We start from the raw sequence: 14,794 nt of genomic DNA, 5'->3' as shown, positions 1-14,794 counted from the left end.
GCCGCGCTCAGCTCATGGTGGCGAGCGCGAGCTTCACCGAGAAACCGATGAACAGGCCGCCCACGCTGCTCGCCGCGCCCGCCGCGAGCTTGCGCCGGCGGCGGAAATGCTCGGCGAGCCGCGCGCCCGCGAAGATCAGCGTGCTCAGGTACAGGAAGCTCGCGCCTTGCGCGATCGCCCCGAGCACGGCGAACGACAGCGCGGGATGCGGAAATGCCGGGTCGACGAACTGGATGAAGAACGAGATGAAGAACAGGATCGCCTTCGGATTCAGGAGGCTCACGATCAGCGCTTTCCGGAACGGCTTGTCGAAAGACCGTTCGCCGTCGACCGCCTGCGGCGCATCGACCGGCGCGTTGCCGCGCGCGCGCAGCTTGCGCCACGCGCTGCGCAGCATCCCGGTGCCGATGTACAGCAGGTACGCGGCGCCGCCGTACTTGACGACGGAGAACAGCAGCGGGTTCGCCTTCAGCAGCGACGCGACGCCCGCGGCGGACAGCACCATCAGCACCGTGTCGCCGACGAACACGCCGCAGGCCGCACGATAGCCGGCCTTCACGCCGCGCTGCGCGGCGAGCGACAGCACGTACATCGAGTTCGGCCCCGGCAGCAGGATGATGAAGATCACGCCGAACACGTAGGTCCAGATATCCGTGATGCCGAGTGCGTGGCCGAACATGATGCGAATCTCCCGTTCTTCGATGGCGTCGGTTGCGTCAGGCGGTGCGCTGCTTCGCCGCGTCCATCAGTGCGGTGAAACGGTCGAACAGATAGCCGATGTCGTGCGGGCCGGGCGACGCTTCCGGGTGGCCCTGGAAGCAGAATGCCGGCTTGTCGGTCAACTCGAAACCCTGCAGCGTGCCGTCGAACAGCGACACGTGCGTCACGCGCGCGTTGGCCGGCAGCGAGTCCGCATCGACCGCGAAGCCGTGGTTCTGCGACGTGATCACCACGCGGCCGTCGCCGAGATCCTTCACCGGATGGTTCGCGCCGTGGTGGCCCGTCTTCATCTTCAGCGTCTTCGCGCCGACCGCGAGGCCCATGATCTGGTGGCCGAGGCAGATGCCGAAGGTCGGCACGCCGCGCTCGATGAATTCCCTCGTCGCCGCGATCGCGTAGTCGCACGGCTCCGGGTCGCCGGGGCCGTTCGACAGGAAGATGCCGTCCGGATTCAGCGCGAGCGCGTCGGCCGCGCTCGCCTCGGCCGGCAGCACCGTCACGTGGCAGCCGCGCTCCGCGAGCATGCGCAGGATGTTGTACTTGACACCGAAGTCATACGCGACGACGCGGTACTTCGGCGCTTCCTGCATCCCGTAGCCGCCTTCGAGGCGCCATTCGGTCTGCTTCCACTCGAACGGCTTCGTGGTCGACACGACCTTCGCGAGGTCCATGCCCGCGAGGCCCGGGAACGAGCGCGCGAGTTCGATCGCCTTCTCCGCGTCGTCCGAACCGGCCAGGATGCAGCCGTTCTGCGCGCCCTTGTCGCGCAGGATACGGGTCAGCTTGCGGGTGTCGATGCCGGCGATCGCGACGACGCCTTCGTCGCGCAGGTAATCGCCGAGCGTGCGGTCCATGCGGAAGTTCGATGCGAGCGTGGGCAGATCACGGATGATCAGGCCGGCGGCATGGACTTTCGTGGCTTCGACATCTTCGGCGTTCACGCCGTAGTTGCCGATATGCGGGTAGGTGAGCGTGACGATCTGACGCGCGTAGCTCGGATCAGTCAGGATTTCCTGATAGCCGGTAATCGCGGTGTTGAACACGACTTCACCGATCGTATGGCCTTCGGCCCCGATCGAATAACCACGAAAGACCGTGCCGTCGGCGAGTGCAAGCAAGGCGGGAGAAAAAGACGGCAACACGGGAGGCTCCTTGGGGAACACCCTGCTGCCGACCTGTTTACCCTGCCGCGCGAGCGCCGCGCTGCGTAGGCGCGCGGAGTCGCTAGCTGGACGCGACCTGCGGTGTCGGCGCGCGAACCCGGCGCGTGGCGCACGAGGCTTCGCGGCATCGCCCGACAGGCGGCGTGCGGCGGATGAACGGGATGAGTAAGGTAGGCGCTAGGGTGCGAGGTTGATCAGCACAAACTTTCAAATTATAGCCCGAAAATGGCCTTATCTTCAATCGATATGGCCGTCCGCTCGCGCATGCGGTGCGCGCGGCGCGCTGACAACCTTGCGCGGCATGCGTGGCTGCGGCCCCGTTTCCGCAGCCGCCCTGTCCGTCAGCGTACCGCCGGATCGGCGTGCTTGCCAGCACCGCGCGCGGGCCACACGTACCAGACCGCGCTCGCGAACTGCAGCGCGAGCAGCACGCGCCACGCGGTGACGTGCGCGGCGACCGGGTAACGACCGTCGACGGCCGGCCAGTGCGACAGCACCGCGCCGATACCGATCTGGAACGCAAAGATCAGCACGAAGATCACGAGCGTGAGCGTCGTATTCGCGCGGCCGATCAGTTGGACCGGAAAGTGGCCGGCCAGCACCGCGTAGGTGAGGATCCCGACGCCGCCGAACATCCCGTAGGCGGCCCACAGCACCGCCGGCGGCAGCGGCACGCGCATGACGATCGCCGCTTGCGTGAGAACGAACAGCGCCATGCCGACGCCGCAGAATGCCTGTACGGACACGCCGCGCCGCTCGAGCACGCGCGCCGCCGCGCCGAAGCCGACGCAGCCGGCCATCATCGCGAAGCCGAGCACCGACACGAGCCGCGCGGCGTGCTGCGCATCGAAGCCCGCGACGTCGCGCAGGTACGGCCCGACCCACAGCGACTGCATCGCGTAGAACACGCCCTGCGTGACGACCGAGAACGACGAGATCTTCCAGAATGCGCGGCTGCCCAGGATGTGCCACGTGCCCTTGAACTGGCTGACGAGCCCGCCCTGGTGGCGCGGCTGCTCGGCTTCCGGTGCGCCGAAGGCGATCGCGGCCGCGACGACGATCGTCAGCACCGCGAGGCCGCCGCAGATCGCGCGCCAGCTCGTCACGCCGAGCAGCCAGGTCAGCGGCGAGCCGACCGCGACGCCGCCGAGGCCGCCGACGGCCATCACGAGACCGTTGACGAGCGGCAGCCGGCCGACCGGGAAATGCTGCGCGAGCGCCTTGAACGCGGCGCCGAGGCACACCGACACGCCGACGCCGATCAGCAGCCGGCCGACCATCATCGTGCCGAGATCGTGCGCGACGCCGAACACCGCGGCGCCGGCCGCCGCGAACAGCAGCATCCCGCCCGTCACGCGGCGCGGACCGAAATGGTCGAGCAGCACGCCGGCCGGAATCTGCGCGCCGGCGAAGCCGAGGAAATACAGACTCGTGAGCAGCCCGAGATCGGCGGCCGACAGCCCGAGTTCGTGCGTGACGAACGGCGCGAAACCGAGATTGACGCCGCGGAACACGTACGACACGAAATATCCGATCGCAAACAGCGCTAGCACCCTCACCTGCACCGACGACATCGCCTCTCCTCGTTATCCCGGGCTGCGGGAAGCCGCGGCCCGCTGCCGCGCAGAAACGAAAACGCCGTCACCTCGGTGACGGCGTTGCTGCGCGTTTCGTCGGATGATAACGCAATCGCGCGGCCTGCACTGGCCGCCGCGCCGCGATCGCGACCGCGCCGGTTCGTTACTTCTTCTTGCCCTTGTGCGTAGCGGCCTTCGGCGCAGCCTTCGCCGGCGCCGCCTTCGCGGGAGCCGCCTTTGTCGAGCGCGCCGCCGGCTTCGCGACAGCGTGCTTCCCGCCGCGCGACTTGCCGCCGACGGACAGGCTCGCACGCTCGATGTGCGCGCCGCCGGTCGACGTCGCGATCCGCTCCGGGCCGGGCTCGGCCGGCACCGCACGGCCGACCGGCACGTGCAGCACGAGCGCCTGGCCCGGCATCACCATATCGCGATGCGTGCGGTTCCACGCCTTCAGCTGGCCTACGGACACGCCATAGCGGCCGGCAAGTGCCGCCATCGACTGCTTGCGGCGCACGCGGATCAGCATCTTGCGCGTGTCGGGCACGTCGGGCTCCATCGCGAGCACGCCGTTTTCCGCGACGTCCGCGCTGATGTCCTCGTCGTCGTCGTCGCCGCGCGGCACGACGATCGTCGAGCCCGGCTTCAGGCGCATGCCGGCCGGAATCTTGTTGACCGACATCAGCGTATCGGCATCGACGCCGATCTTCTCGGCGATCGCCGCCGGACGCGCACGCTCGCTGACCGTGTAGGTGGTCCACGACGACAGCTGGCCGTTGTACGCCTTCAGGTTCTTCTCGAACGCCGCCGCGTTGTCGAACGGCAGCAGGATCTGCGGCTCGGTCGCGCCGAGGATCACCGGCTTAGAGAACGACGGGTTCAGCGAACGGAATTCGTCGAGCGACAGGTTCGCGAGCTTCGCGGCCACCGCCACGTCGATGTCGCGCGACGTCGTGACCGTCACGAAATACGGGTGGTTCGGGATGTCCGGCAGCACGAGGCCGAACTGCTGCGGATTCGCGATGATGTTCTTCACCGCCTGCAGCTTCGGCACGTAGTTGCGCGTCTCGTTCGGCATCCGCAGGTTCTGGTAGTCGGTCGGCAGGCCGGCCGCCTGGTTGCGCGCGATCGCGCGCTGCACGTTGCCCTCGCCCCAGTTGTACGCGGCGAGCGCCAGATACCAGTCGCCGAACATGTCATGCAGGCGCGACAGGTAGTCGAGCGCGGCGCTCGTCGACGCGAGCACGTCGCGGCGCTCGTCCTGCCACATGTTGCGCTTCAGGTTGTACGTGCGGCCCGTGCCCGGCATGAACTGCCACATGCCGGCGGCCTTCGCGACCGACAGCGCCTGCGGGTTGTATGCGGATTCGATGAACGGCAGCAGCGCGAGCTCGGTCGGCATGTGGCGCGCCTCGAGTTCCTCGACGATGTGATACAGGTACTTCTGCGAGCGCTCGGTCATGCGCTGCACGTAATCGGGCCGCTGCGTGTACCAGGTCGTCTGCATGTCGACGAGGTCGCTCTGCAGGTCGGGCATCTGGAAGCCGCGACGAATGCGCGCCCACAGATCGGAGTCGGCACTCGTCAGGTCGCCGACGGATTGCTTGTCGACGTCGACGGTTTCTTTGGCGGTGGCTGATTTACGGAGGTAGGTGGACGTCGCCTGCGAATCGGCGGCGTTGTTGGCGACAGGAGCCTGGCTCGCACAAGCGGCGAGCAGCAGGACCACCATCGCACTCAATATAAGTCGCATGAAAATCTCGGCTTCCGACGGCTGGAAATTGCAGGCGATACTACGGAAGTGCGTGCTTCACGTCAATAAAAACACCGAAAACTCAGCGAAATCCTACATTTGCAGCAATTTTTACAGACGCCACCTGAGGTTTGGAGTCCTCCGGAAAGCGTCATCGGAAACGGTTTTTCCACTCGCGCATCAGCGTGAAGGCCGCAAGCCGGTCCGGCACCGGTTCGTGCAATTCGGCCTCGAGCGTCGCGTGAATCGCCGCGCTGTCCGAGCGCATGAACGGGTTCACGGCCCGCTCGTGCGCGATCGTGGTGGGCAGCGTCGGCACGCCGCGCGCGCGCAGCGCCTGCGCGTCGTCGCGCCACGCGGCGAGCGCCGCGTTGCCGGGCTCGCACGCGAGCGCGAAGCGGATGTTCGACAGCGTGTATTCGTGTGCGCAATGCACGCGGGTGTCGCCGGGCAGCGCCGCGAGCGCGTCGAGCGATGCGAGCATCTGCGCGGGCGTGCCTTCGAACAGCCGGCCGCAGCCGCACGAGAACAGCGTGTCGCCGCAGAACACGTGAGGCGTCGCGGTGCCGTGCCCGGCCGCGCCTGGACCGGCCGTCAGAAAATACGCGATGTGGCCGCGCGTATGACCGGGCACGTCGAGCACGTCGAACGCGAGCGCCGGCGCGTCGAGCGTCACGCGATCGCCGCCCGCAAGCGGCCGCGTGACCACGCCGATCGCCTCCGCCGCCGGCCCGTAAACCACGAGCGGCACATCGTCCGGTTGGCTATCGCGCAGTGCCGCGACACCGCCGACATGGTCGGCGTGGTGGTGCGTGAGTAAAATAGCGGTCAACCGCCAGCCGCGCTCCGCAAGAACACGGCGTACCGGAGCGGCTTCACCCGGGTCGACGGCGATCGCATCGCGGCCGTCGGAGACGAGCCAGATGTAGTTGTCTTCGAATGCCGGCACCGGCACGTATTCCAGCTCGTTCATGGGCGCGCAATCATCGTTATGTCCGATCGTCAAATTATAGACTGGCCCGCCTGGACCGACTCGCCGCCCGGCCGCTACGTGCTGGGCTGGGAGCAGGCCCAGCTCGACCGGATCGTGTCCGACGTGTTCGGCTTTCACGCGCTGCAGCTCGGCCTGCCGCAGCTCGATGCGCTGCGCGAGAACCGCATGCCGTATCGCGGCCTCGTGCTCGACCCGGCGAGCGGCGCAAGCGCGCCCTATCAGTATCCGTGGGCGCGCGACGCGCACGCGGGCCACCATGCGCCGGCCGAGCGCAGCACGACGTGGTGCGACCTGCTCGACCTGCCGTTCGAGTCGCAGAGCGTCGACCTGATCGTGATGCCGCATACGCTCGAATTCACGTCCGACCCTCACCGGCTGTTGCGCGAGGCCGAGCGCGTGCTGATGCCGGAAGGCCAGCTCGTGATCACCGGCTTCAATTCGCTGAGTCTCTGGGGGATGCGGCAATCGTTCGGGCGCATGGCGAACCGCCCGTTCGTGCCGGCCGCGCGCGACCAGATCGCGTTCATCCGGCTGAAGGACTGGATCAAGCTGCTCGGCTTCGATCTCGAGCGCGGCCGCTTCGGCTGCTACCGGCCGCCGCTCGTCACCGACAAATGGCTTGCCCGCTACGGCTTCATGGAAGCCGCAGGCGACCGCTGGTGGCCGATCTTCGGCGCCGTCTACATGGTGACGGCCGTCAAGCGCGTGCGCGGCATGCGCCTCGTCGGCCCGATCAAGGTGAAGAAGCCCGTGCTCGCGCCGGGCCTCACGCCGGCCGCCACCCCGACCACCCATCAAGAACGTTCATGACCACCGACACCATCGACATCTATACCGACGGCGCCTGCAAGGGCAACCCGGGCCCCGGCGGCTGGGGCGCACTGCTGCGCTACGGCGACCGCGAAAAGGAGCTGTTCGGCGGCGAGCCCAACACGACCAACAACCGCATGGAACTGATGGGCGTGATTGCCGCGCTCGAGGCGCTGAAGCGGCCGTGCCGCGTGATCGTCCACACCGACTCGCAATACGTGCAGAAAGGCATCAGCGAGTGGATCCACGGCTGGAAGAAAAAAGGCTGGGTCACCGCGGCGAAAACGCCGGTGAAGAATGCCGACCTGTGGAAGCGGCTCGATGCGCTCGTCGCGCAGCACGACGTCGAATGGCGCTGGGTGAAGGGCCACGCGGGCCACCCCGAAAACGAACGCGCCGACGCGCTCGCGAATCGCGGCGTCGCATCGCTCGCGGCCTGAATCCGGGCCGCCCTCCTGTCTCTTCCGATTTATCCGCCGATTTATCCGACATGCGCCAGATCATTCTCGATACCGAAACCACCGGCCTGAATCCTCGCACGGGCGACCGCCTGATCGAAATCGGCTGCGTCGAGCTGCTGAACCGGCGGCTCACCGGCAACAACCTGCACCTCTACGTGAACCCGGAGCGCGACAGCGATCCAGGCGCGCTGGCCGTGCACGGCCTCACGACCGAGTTCCTGAGCGACAAGCCGAAGTTCGCGGAAGTCGTCGACCAGATCCGCGATTTCGTGAAGGACGCCGAGCTGATCATCCACAACGCGCCGTTCGACCTCGGGTTCCTGGATGCCGAATTCGCGCGGCTCGGCCTGCCGCCCTTTACCGAGCATTGCGGCGGCGTGATCGACACGCTCGTGCAGGCCAAGCAGATGTTCCCCGGCAAGCGCAACTCGCTCGACGCGCTGTGCGACCGCTTCGGCATCAGCAACGCGCATCGGACGCTGCACGGCGCACTGCTCGACTCGGAACTGCTCGCCGAGGTCTATCTCGCGATGACGCGCGGCCAGGACAGCCTCGTGATCGACATGCTCGACGACGCCGGCGCCGACGGCGGTGCGGCGAACGGCCAGCGCGTGTCGCTCGCGGCGCTCGACCTGCCCGTCATCGCGGCGAGCGACGACGAACTCGCCGCGCACCGGACGCAGCTCGACGAACTCGACAAGTCGGTCAAGGGCACCTGCGTGTGGCGCCAGCCCGCCGACGCGGACACCGCGCAGGCCGCCTGACGCGGCACCCGCCGCGCCGCGCGTGCGGCCGCGCCTACGCGCGCGGCTGCAGCGCGATCACGGCCATCCCGCCGAGCGCGAGCAGCGCGCCGGCCACATCCCAGCGGGTCAGCGCGACGCCGTCTACCGCCCGCAGCCAGAGCAGCGCCACCGCGATATACACGCCGCCGTACGCCGCGTACGTGCGCCCGGCCGCGCTCGGGTGCAGCGTCAGCAACCACGCGAACAGCGCGAGCGACAGCGCGGCCGGCACCAGCAGCCATCCGGGCCGGCCGCCCTTCAGCACGAGCCACGGCAGGTAGCAGCCGACGATTTCGGCCAGCGCGGTGACGGCGAACAGCGCCGCGATCCTGATCAGTTCGGTCATCCGGTTCCTCGCAGATTCGGCCCGCCCGCGGCGAGCCGCGCGGCCCCGCCGCGCGCCGCCGATCATACCGGAGCGCGCCGCGCCGGAACCTCCGCCTGACGGGGGTTTCCGGGCAATTTGCACGATCGTCTGTCATCGTGCTATCATGTCGCCTGTTTCAACATTCAATCTCTGTCTATTCGATTTCGCAAGAAATCCGTCCGCGCCTCGCGGGCCGGTGCTTCGAGCGGAATCGCTATCCACAGGAAAGCCCGCCCGACAGGCCCGCTTTTCTCGTTTCGTTGCCCCTCCGGGGCGCTTGCCGGCACGCAGGGCTTCGTCCGCACCGGCATTCCGCCGCTCGCATCACGCGGCCCATTCTTCATGAGCGCACCGTCGCGCCGGCCCATCGGGCCCGCGTCGAAGCAGTCCCTTGCGGCTTCTTTCCGCCCCCGCGCAGTAAGCGCTTAAAGGCCTGCCCCGACGCGCCGCACACGACCGGGCGCTCACCGGCAAACCGTGTCGGACGGCTCGCCCGTTCCGGCGCAGTCAAAGGAGTGCATGACCTTGACCGCAACACACGTCAGCCCGACCGCTGCTTCTTCCACCTCGTCGTCCGGCGCAACCACGCTCGCCGCGGACGACATCACCGTCGTCGACCAGAGCCTGCTCAAGCGCGCGGTCAGTGCGATGGCCATCGGCAATGCGATGGAATGGTTCGACTTCGGCGTGTACAGCTATATCGCCGTCACGCTCGGCAAGGTGTTCTTCCCGTCGAGCAGCCCGTCCGCGCAGCTGCTCGCCACTTTCGGCACGTTCGCGGCCGCGTTCCTCGTGCGCCCGCTCGGCGGCATGGTGTTCGGCCCGCTCGGCGACCGCATCGGCCGCCAGCGCGTGCTCGCCGCGACGATGATCATGATGGCCGTCGGCACGTTCGCGATCGGCCTGATTCCGAGCTACGCGTCGATCGGCATCATGGCGCCGGTCCTGCTGCTCGTCGCCCGCCTCGTGCAGGGCTTCTCGACCGGCGGCGAATACGGCGGCGCCGCGACCTTCATCGCCGAATTCTCGACCGACAAGCGCCGCGGCTTCATGGGCAGCTTCCTCGAGTTCGGCACGCTGATCGGCTACGTGATGGGCGCAGGCGTCGTCGCGCTGCTCACCGCGTCGCTGTCGCAGGAAGCGCTGCTGTCGTGGGGCTGGCGCGTGCCGTTCCTGATCGCGGGCCCGCTCGGCCTGATCGGCCTGTACATCCGGATGAAGCTCGAGGAGACGCCGGCGTTCAAGCGCCAGGCCGAGGAGCGCGAAGCGCAGGACAAGGCCGTGCCGAAGGCGCGCTTCCGCGAAACGCTGATGCGCAACTGGCGCGCGCTGCTGCTCTGCGTCGGCCTCGTGCTGATCTTCAACGTGACCGACTACATGGTGCTGTCGTATCTGCCGAGCTTCATGTCGTCGACGCTGCACTTCGACGAATCGCACAGCCTCGTGCTGGTGCTGATCGTGATGGTGCTGATGATGCCGCTGACGCTCGCCGCCGGCCGCCTGTCCGACCGGATCGGCCGCAAGCCGGTGATGCTGGCCGGCTGCGTGGGCCTGCTCGCGCTGTCGATCCCGTCGCTGCTGCTGATCCATGCGGGCACCACCGCGTCGGTGTTCGGCGGCCTGTTGATCCTCGGCGTGCTGCTGTCGTGCTTCACCGGCGTGATGCCGTCGGCGCTGCCGGCGCTGTTCCCGACCGAAATCCGCTACGGCGCGCTCGCGATCGGCTTCAACGTGTCGGTGTCGCTGTTCGGCGGCACGACGCCGCTGGTGACCGCATGGCTCGTCGACGTCACGCATAACCTGATGATGCCCGCGTATTACATGATGGGCGCCGCCGTGATCGGCATCGTGTCGGTCGTCGCGCTCGCCGAAACCGCGCGCCAGCCGCTCAAGGGTTCGCCGCCGGCCGTCGCGACGCACCGCGAAGCCCACCAGCTGGTACGCCAGCTGCGCGACGAAGAAGACACGGAGGTCTACGGCGTGGTGTCGACCGCTCGCGCGTAAGCGCCATCCGGTCTTCCATGAAAAAGCCCCGGCCGAAGCCGGGGCCCGATCGAAACCGATCCGCCCGACCGGCTTGCGCCGGCCGGGCTTTTTTTCATCTGTTCGACGAAGGCGCGCTCATGCGTGCGCTTCGCAGTGGCGGCAGAAAATCAGTGCGCGCGAACGCGACACCGCGACCTGCGCGCCACGCGCGGCGACGATCAGGCCGACCTGGCCGAGATTGAAGTCGCGCTCGACCATCAGCTGCGTCAGCGCGGCAAGCGGCAACACGACGGACGGGTGGTACAGGCTCGATTCGATCAGCGCTCTCATCATCGGCTCCATCAGGCAATGCGTATTCGATGGAGTGGATTCTAGGGACCGGCCTCATCGGGATAAACAGCGCGAATGCGAAGTCACTTGTCAGCGCGCGAGAACAATCGGTTTGCCCTTGCCGGACGGGGCCGAGCGGGCGCCGGCGAGCGGCGCGCACGCGCGGACCGGCGGTTACCGCGGGGCTTGCCGGCCGCCGCGCCGGACCGAAACGCGCGGCCGGCGGCCCCGACGAAGGGCGGTCATGCCGGTTCATGCGGGCGCGATGGTCGGGTTCGGGCGACGTCGCGTGCCGGCCCCCACCGCTCCGCCGGTCCCGCCGCCCCGCCCTCGCCGGCACGCCGGCGCAAAGCGCCCGGTTTCAGGCCAGCGGCGTCTCGACGAATGCCGGCAGCGCCTCCGCACGCTTCGAATGCGCGGCGAGCGCCGGATAACGGGCCGGATCGATGCGCGCGAGCGCCGGGTAATCGGCGGCCATGAACTGCGTGAAGCGCCACGCAACGGCGACGGTCACGTCGGACTGCAGCAGCCGCGCACCGCCGAGCCAGCCGTTCGCGGCCGCGACGAGCGGCTCGAGCTCGCCATAGGCGGCCTCGAGCTGGCTCAGCACGCGCTCGAGCCACGGCGCATGCTGCTTGTCGGCCGGGCGCAGCGCGTGCTCGTACACGACCTGCACCGTCTTCTCGGCCGCCGCCAGCGCGAAGCCGACCGGCACGAGCGCGCGCAGCCGCGCCTCGGCCGCGTCGGGCAGCAGTCGCCGCTCCGGCGCGACGCAATGGTCGAGGTAATCGACGATCAGCGACGAATCGATCAGCGTCGCGCCGTCGTCGGTCACGAGCGTCGGCGCCTTCACGACCGGGTTGAACGTCTGGAACCGCTCGAACTGGCGGAACACCGACACCGACTCGTGCTCGAACGGCAGGTCGAGCAGCTTCGCCGAAATGGCGACACGGCGCACGAACGGGGAATCCAGCATGCCGATCAGTTTCATCGCAAACGCTCCGCTTCAGTGAATGTGAGGGAATGGGACCGACGACTGTAGCAGCGCCGTGCGTCGCCGCCTAGCGCATCGCACGTTCGCCATGCACGCGCCAGTCAGGTTTCCGATAACACGGTACGCGGCCGGAGTGACCATAATGCAGATTCACGCCTCTTCCGCCCCGAGGTTTGCCATGTGGTACGCCGTCGTCGAGCAACAGCGGGAATGGATGCGCGCGTGGCGCGCGGCGACGCGTCACGCGTTCGACGCATGGCCCGCCGCGACGCTGCCGCACGCCGCGTCGACGTGCTATGACGACCTGTTCGAGCCGCTGCTCGGGCCGGCCGTCGGTCCGCCGCGCTTCGAGATCCGGCGGCCGTCCGTCGACGAGCGCGTGGTCGCGCGCACGCCGTTCTGCCAGTTGCGGCGTTTCGCGCGCGACGACGCGCAGCGCACGGTGCTGCTGTGCGCGCCGCTCGCCGGGCATGCGGCCGTGATGATGCGGGAGACGGTCGAGGCGCTGCTCGCCGACGGCGACGTCTGCGTGACCGACTGGGTCAACGCGCGCGACGTGCCGCTCGCGGCCGGACGCTTCGGGCTCGACGAGTACGTGGCGACGCTCGACGGCTTCGTCGACGCGCTCGTACACGCCGAGCGGCCGCTGCACGTCGTCGCGGTGTGCCAGGCCACCGTTCCCGCGCTGGGGGCGCTCGCGCTGCGCGCGGCGCGCGGCCTGCCGCCGCCCGCGAGCATCACGCTGATCGGCGGCCCGCTGGATGCGCGCATCAATCCGACGGCGCTCGGCACCACCGCCGCAGCGCACTCGCTCGCGTGGTGCCGCCGCCATCTGATCGACATCGTGCCGCCCGGCTTCCCCGGCCATGGCCGGCACGTGTTCCCGACCTATCTTCAGCAGGGCGAGATCGCGCTGCTGTACCCGCAGCGCTTCCTCGCGCTGATCGAGGACTACGCGCGCGCCGCGTCGCACTTCGACCTGCTGGCGCTGACGGACGCGCGGCGCGCGCTGCGCGAATACACGGCGCTGCTCGACATGCCGGCCGAGTATTTCCTGGATACCGTCGATATCGTGTTCCAGCGGATGTGCGTCGCGAACGGCACGTGGGACGTGGGCGGACAGCGCGTGGAGCCCGCCGCGCTGCGCGGCGTCGCGCTGCTGACCGTCGAAGGCGGCTGCGATGCGGTGACCGGGGCCGGCCAGACCCACGCGGCGCTCGACATGTGCCGCGGGCTCACGGCCGGCGAACGCCACCGGATCGATATCGACGAATGCGACCACTACGGGCTGTTCACCGGCGAGCGCTGGCACGCGCACGTCCATCCGGCGCTGCAGCGCGCGTTCGCGCAGGCGGAAGCCGAGCGGCCGCGCACGCGCCGGCGGCGGGTCAGGCGGACGTGAGGCCGTCGTCCCGTGCGCGGGCCGCCTCGAGCAGCGCGCGCACCTCGTCGTCGCCGGTCTGGTCGAAACGCGCGTAGAACTGGCTGATCCCGAAGAACGGCATCGGCTGCGCGACGGTCACGAACGCGTCGGCCAGATCGTCGAACGCGTGCCGCACACCGGCCGGCGCGACGGGCGCGGCGGCCACGATCCGCGCGGGACGGCGCTCGCGCAACGCCTGCAGCGCGACGCGCATCGACGCGCCGGTCGCGACGCCGTCGTCGACGACGATCGCGATCCGGCCGTCGACCGGCAGCGGCGGCCGCGTGCCGCGATAGAGCGCGTCGCGGCGCTGCAGTTCGGCGGTTTCGCGCGCGATCAGGTCGGCGAGCTGCGCATCGGTGACGCCCATCGCGCGAATCGCCGCGTGCTGCAGATGGATCGCCCCGCCGCTCGCGATCGCGCCGATCGCGAATTCGGGATCGGACGGCATCCCGAGCTTGCGTACGACCAGCACGTCGAGCGGCGCCGGCAGCCCGATCGCGATCGGATAGGCAACCGGCACGCCGCCGCGCGGCAACGCGAGCACGACGACGTCGCGCCGCCCCGCATAGTCCTGCAGTTCGGCGGCCAGCCGCCTGCCTGCGTCGGTGCGATCGGCAAAATACTCCATCACGATCGGCTCCCTGCGTTGCGCCGGATGCGCGACATGCGCGCCGGCGCCTGTCCAACGAGCATGGTTCATCGGCCGAGCCGATGCAAGCGGGGTCATACCGGCATGAACGACACGCGGATGGCAGGCACGAAATGAACGGAAGCGTTCGCCCGCACGAGCGAGCGGTCGGTCAAAGGCCGGCGGCCTGCCGGTACAGTCGCCAGAACGATTGCGCGTACGACTGCGCGAGCTCCGGCGCACGCTGGAACACGTTCACCGTCTCGGCGTGCGCGGCCGCGCCGTCGGACAGCGTGGGCAGCGCGACGCTGTCGTCGACGATCACGAAGCGCGGGGCCGGATCGCCATGCCGCGAATCGATCGCGACGTCGATGCCGGCCGATTTCAGATAACCGGCGCCGCTGTACCTGCCGGCACGGGCCGAACGAACCAGCACGACCCGCACGTCGACGCCGCGCGAACGTGCGGCGCGCAGCGCCGCCGCGACCGCGGGCGGCACGTACGCGTAACCGGCCAGCAGCACGCGACGCTGCGCGCCGCCGATCAAGTCGACGGTCGCATCGGCCGCCGCATTGTCATACGAAAAGTACGTACCGACCGAGGCGGCATCGGACGGAATCGGGCTCGCGTGGGCGGTCGCCGCGCAGCCGAGCGCGGCGAGAAGGAAGGCGGCTGGTCTCATGGCGGGCGCCATTGTAGCGATGCCAATTCGCGTGGCAAGCGGCGGCTGAAACGGTGCTGCGCCGGCGCAACACCCGACGCGGAACGAGCGGTCGGGCGCGCCGTTCGCGGGTCGGTTTCGA

The 14,794-nt window shown here is 68.9% G+C and carries 15 protein-coding genes; 5 read left to right on the top strand and 10 right to left on the bottom strand.

From position 1 onward, the window contains the following. Positions 1-7: 7 nt before the first annotated feature. From leuE to gloB, 5 genes are all read right to left on the bottom strand, one after another. On the bottom strand, positions 8-679 hold the full coding sequence (gene leuE, locus Q3A80_RS23845; RefSeq protein WP_446331328.1) for a leucine efflux protein LeuE: 672 nt from the start codon (positions 677-679) through the stop codon (positions 8-10). A gap of 37 nt (positions 680-716) precedes the next feature. After that, positions 717-1,862 (bottom strand): glutamine-hydrolyzing carbamoyl-phosphate synthase small subunit, encoded by a 1,146-nt coding sequence (carA, locus tag Q3A80_RS23840; RefSeq protein ID WP_446331327.1) that lies wholly within the window; start codon positions 1,860-1,862, stop codon positions 717-719. A 362-nt stretch (positions 1,863-2,224) separates the two neighbouring features. Continuing rightward, positions 2,225-3,457, bottom strand: coding sequence for an MFS transporter (locus tag Q3A80_RS23835; protein WP_446331326.1), 1,233 nt, complete (start codon positions 3,455-3,457; stop codon positions 2,225-2,227). Positions 3,458-3,623: 166 nt separating this feature from the next. Next, entirely contained in the window at positions 3,624-5,210 is a 1,587-nt protein-coding gene (locus Q3A80_RS23830; RefSeq protein ID WP_446331325.1) for a transglycosylase SLT domain-containing protein, read from the bottom strand. A 151-nt stretch (positions 5,211-5,361) separates the two neighbouring features. Next, a complete protein-coding gene (gene gloB / locus Q3A80_RS23825) occupies positions 5,362-6,183 on the bottom strand; it encodes a hydroxyacylglutathione hydrolase (protein WP_446331324.1) in 822 nt (273 codons plus the stop codon). 18 nt (positions 6,184-6,201) lie between these two features. On the opposite strand from gloB, the gene Q3A80_RS23820 reads away from it, so the two are divergent. The 3 genes from Q3A80_RS23820 to dnaQ are packed head-to-tail and all read left to right on the top strand — an operon-like array spanning position 6,202 to position 8,239. Further along, positions 6,202-7,014: a class I SAM-dependent methyltransferase gene (locus Q3A80_RS23820; RefSeq protein ID WP_446331323.1), complete on the top strand. Its 813-nt coding sequence runs from the start codon at positions 6,202-6,204 to the stop codon at positions 7,012-7,014. Then, positions 7,011-7,454: a ribonuclease HI gene (rnhA, locus tag Q3A80_RS23815; protein ID WP_446331322.1), complete on the top strand. Its 444-nt coding sequence runs from the start codon at positions 7,011-7,013 to the stop codon at positions 7,452-7,454. Before Q3A80_RS23820 ends, rnhA begins: the two co-directional genes overlap by 4 nt. 50 nt (positions 7,455-7,504) lie before the next feature. Next, positions 7,505-8,239 carry a DNA polymerase III subunit epsilon gene (gene dnaQ, locus Q3A80_RS23810; protein ID WP_446331321.1) on the top strand — a complete coding sequence of 245 codons (735 nt, stop codon included), beginning with the start codon at positions 7,505-7,507 and terminating at the stop codon, positions 8,237-8,239. Positions 8,240-8,273: 34 nt separating this feature from the next. On the opposite strand, the gene Q3A80_RS23805 is transcribed toward dnaQ, so the two are convergent. Further along, positions 8,274-8,606, bottom strand: coding sequence for a YnfA family protein (locus tag Q3A80_RS23805; protein ID WP_446331320.1), 333 nt, complete (start codon positions 8,604-8,606; stop codon positions 8,274-8,276). 540 nt (positions 8,607-9,146) lie between these two features. On the opposite strand from Q3A80_RS23805, the gene proP reads away from it, so the two are divergent. Next, positions 9,147-10,631 (top strand): glycine betaine/L-proline transporter ProP, encoded by a 1,485-nt coding sequence (gene proP, locus Q3A80_RS23800; protein ID WP_446331319.1) that lies wholly within the window; start codon positions 9,147-9,149, stop codon positions 10,629-10,631. 117 nt (positions 10,632-10,748) lie between these two features. Here the strand turns inward: proP and Q3A80_RS23795 are convergent, their stop codons facing one another. Further along, the gene (locus tag Q3A80_RS23795; protein WP_446331318.1) at positions 10,749-10,946 is read right to left on the bottom strand and encodes a hypothetical protein; all 198 of its coding nucleotides are present in this window, start codon (positions 10,944-10,946) and stop codon (positions 10,749-10,751) included. Positions 10,947-11,304: 358 nt separating this feature from the next. Further along, a complete protein-coding gene (locus tag Q3A80_RS23790) occupies positions 11,305-11,934 on the bottom strand; it encodes a glutathione S-transferase family protein (protein WP_446331317.1) in 630 nt (209 codons plus the stop codon). Positions 11,935-12,115: 181 nt separating this feature from the next. Here Q3A80_RS23790 and phaZ point away from each other — a divergent pair, with 181 nt between their 5' ends. Next, positions 12,116-13,339, top strand: coding sequence for a polyhydroxyalkanoate depolymerase (gene phaZ, locus Q3A80_RS23785; RefSeq protein WP_446331316.1), 1,224 nt, complete (start codon positions 12,116-12,118; stop codon positions 13,337-13,339). Here the strand turns inward: phaZ and Q3A80_RS23780 are convergent. Next, positions 13,326-13,994, bottom strand: a complete 669-nt coding sequence (locus tag Q3A80_RS23780) for a phosphoribosyltransferase (RefSeq protein WP_446331354.1) — start codon at positions 13,992-13,994, stop codon at positions 13,326-13,328. The two genes, phaZ and Q3A80_RS23780, sit on opposite strands and share 14 nt — an antisense overlap. 169 nt (positions 13,995-14,163) lie before the next feature. Then, positions 14,164-14,685: a phospholipase D-like domain-containing protein gene (locus Q3A80_RS23775; RefSeq protein WP_446331315.1), complete on the bottom strand. Its 522-nt coding sequence runs from the start codon at positions 14,683-14,685 to the stop codon at positions 14,164-14,166. Between the last annotated feature and the right edge of the window lie 109 nt (positions 14,686-14,794).

The sequence above is a fragment of the Burkholderia sp. SR8 genome (assembly GCF_052851275.1).
Note: the sequence above shows the minus strand (reverse complement) of the source record. Positions and strands in the feature narration are given on the sequence as shown.

Bases quoted from the DNA above. Each gene is read 5' to 3' on its own strand.
- Q3A80_RS23795 (WP_446331318.1), bottom strand. From the start codon at position 10,946: ATGATGAGAGCGCTGATCGAATCGAGCCTGTACCACCCGTCCGTCGTG.
- Q3A80_RS23820 (WP_446331323.1), top strand. From the start codon at position 6,202: ATGTCCGATCGTCAAATTATAGACTGGCCCGCCTGGACCGACTCGCCG.
- Q3A80_RS23775 (WP_446331315.1), bottom strand. From the start codon at position 14,685: ATGGCGCCCGCCATGAGACCAGCCGCCTTCCTTCTCGCCGCGCTCGGC.
- Q3A80_RS23830 (WP_446331325.1), bottom strand. From the start codon at position 5,210: ATGCGACTTATATTGAGTGCGATGGTGGTCCTGCTGCTCGCCGCTTGT.
- gloB (WP_446331324.1), bottom strand. From the start codon at position 6,183: ATGAACGAGCTGGAATACGTGCCGGTGCCGGCATTCGAAGACAACTAC.
- Q3A80_RS23805 (WP_446331320.1), bottom strand. From the start codon at position 8,606: ATGACCGAACTGATCAGGATCGCGGCGCTGTTCGCCGTCACCGCGCTG.
- Q3A80_RS23835 (WP_446331326.1), bottom strand. From the start codon at position 3,457: ATGTCGTCGGTGCAGGTGAGGGTGCTAGCGCTGTTTGCGATCGGATAT.
- dnaQ (WP_446331321.1), top strand. From the start codon at position 7,505: ATGCGCCAGATCATTCTCGATACCGAAACCACCGGCCTGAATCCTCGC.
- proP (WP_446331319.1), top strand. From the start codon at position 9,147: ATGACCTTGACCGCAACACACGTCAGCCCGACCGCTGCTTCTTCCACC.
- Q3A80_RS23790 (WP_446331317.1), bottom strand. From the start codon at position 11,934: ATGAAACTGATCGGCATGCTGGATTCCCCGTTCGTGCGCCGTGTCGCC.
- leuE (WP_446331328.1), bottom strand. From the start codon at position 679: ATGTTCGGCCACGCACTCGGCATCACGGATATCTGGACCTACGTGTTC.
- phaZ (WP_446331316.1), top strand. From the start codon at position 12,116: ATGTGGTACGCCGTCGTCGAGCAACAGCGGGAATGGATGCGCGCGTGG.
- rnhA (WP_446331322.1), top strand. From the start codon at position 7,011: ATGACCACCGACACCATCGACATCTATACCGACGGCGCCTGCAAGGGC.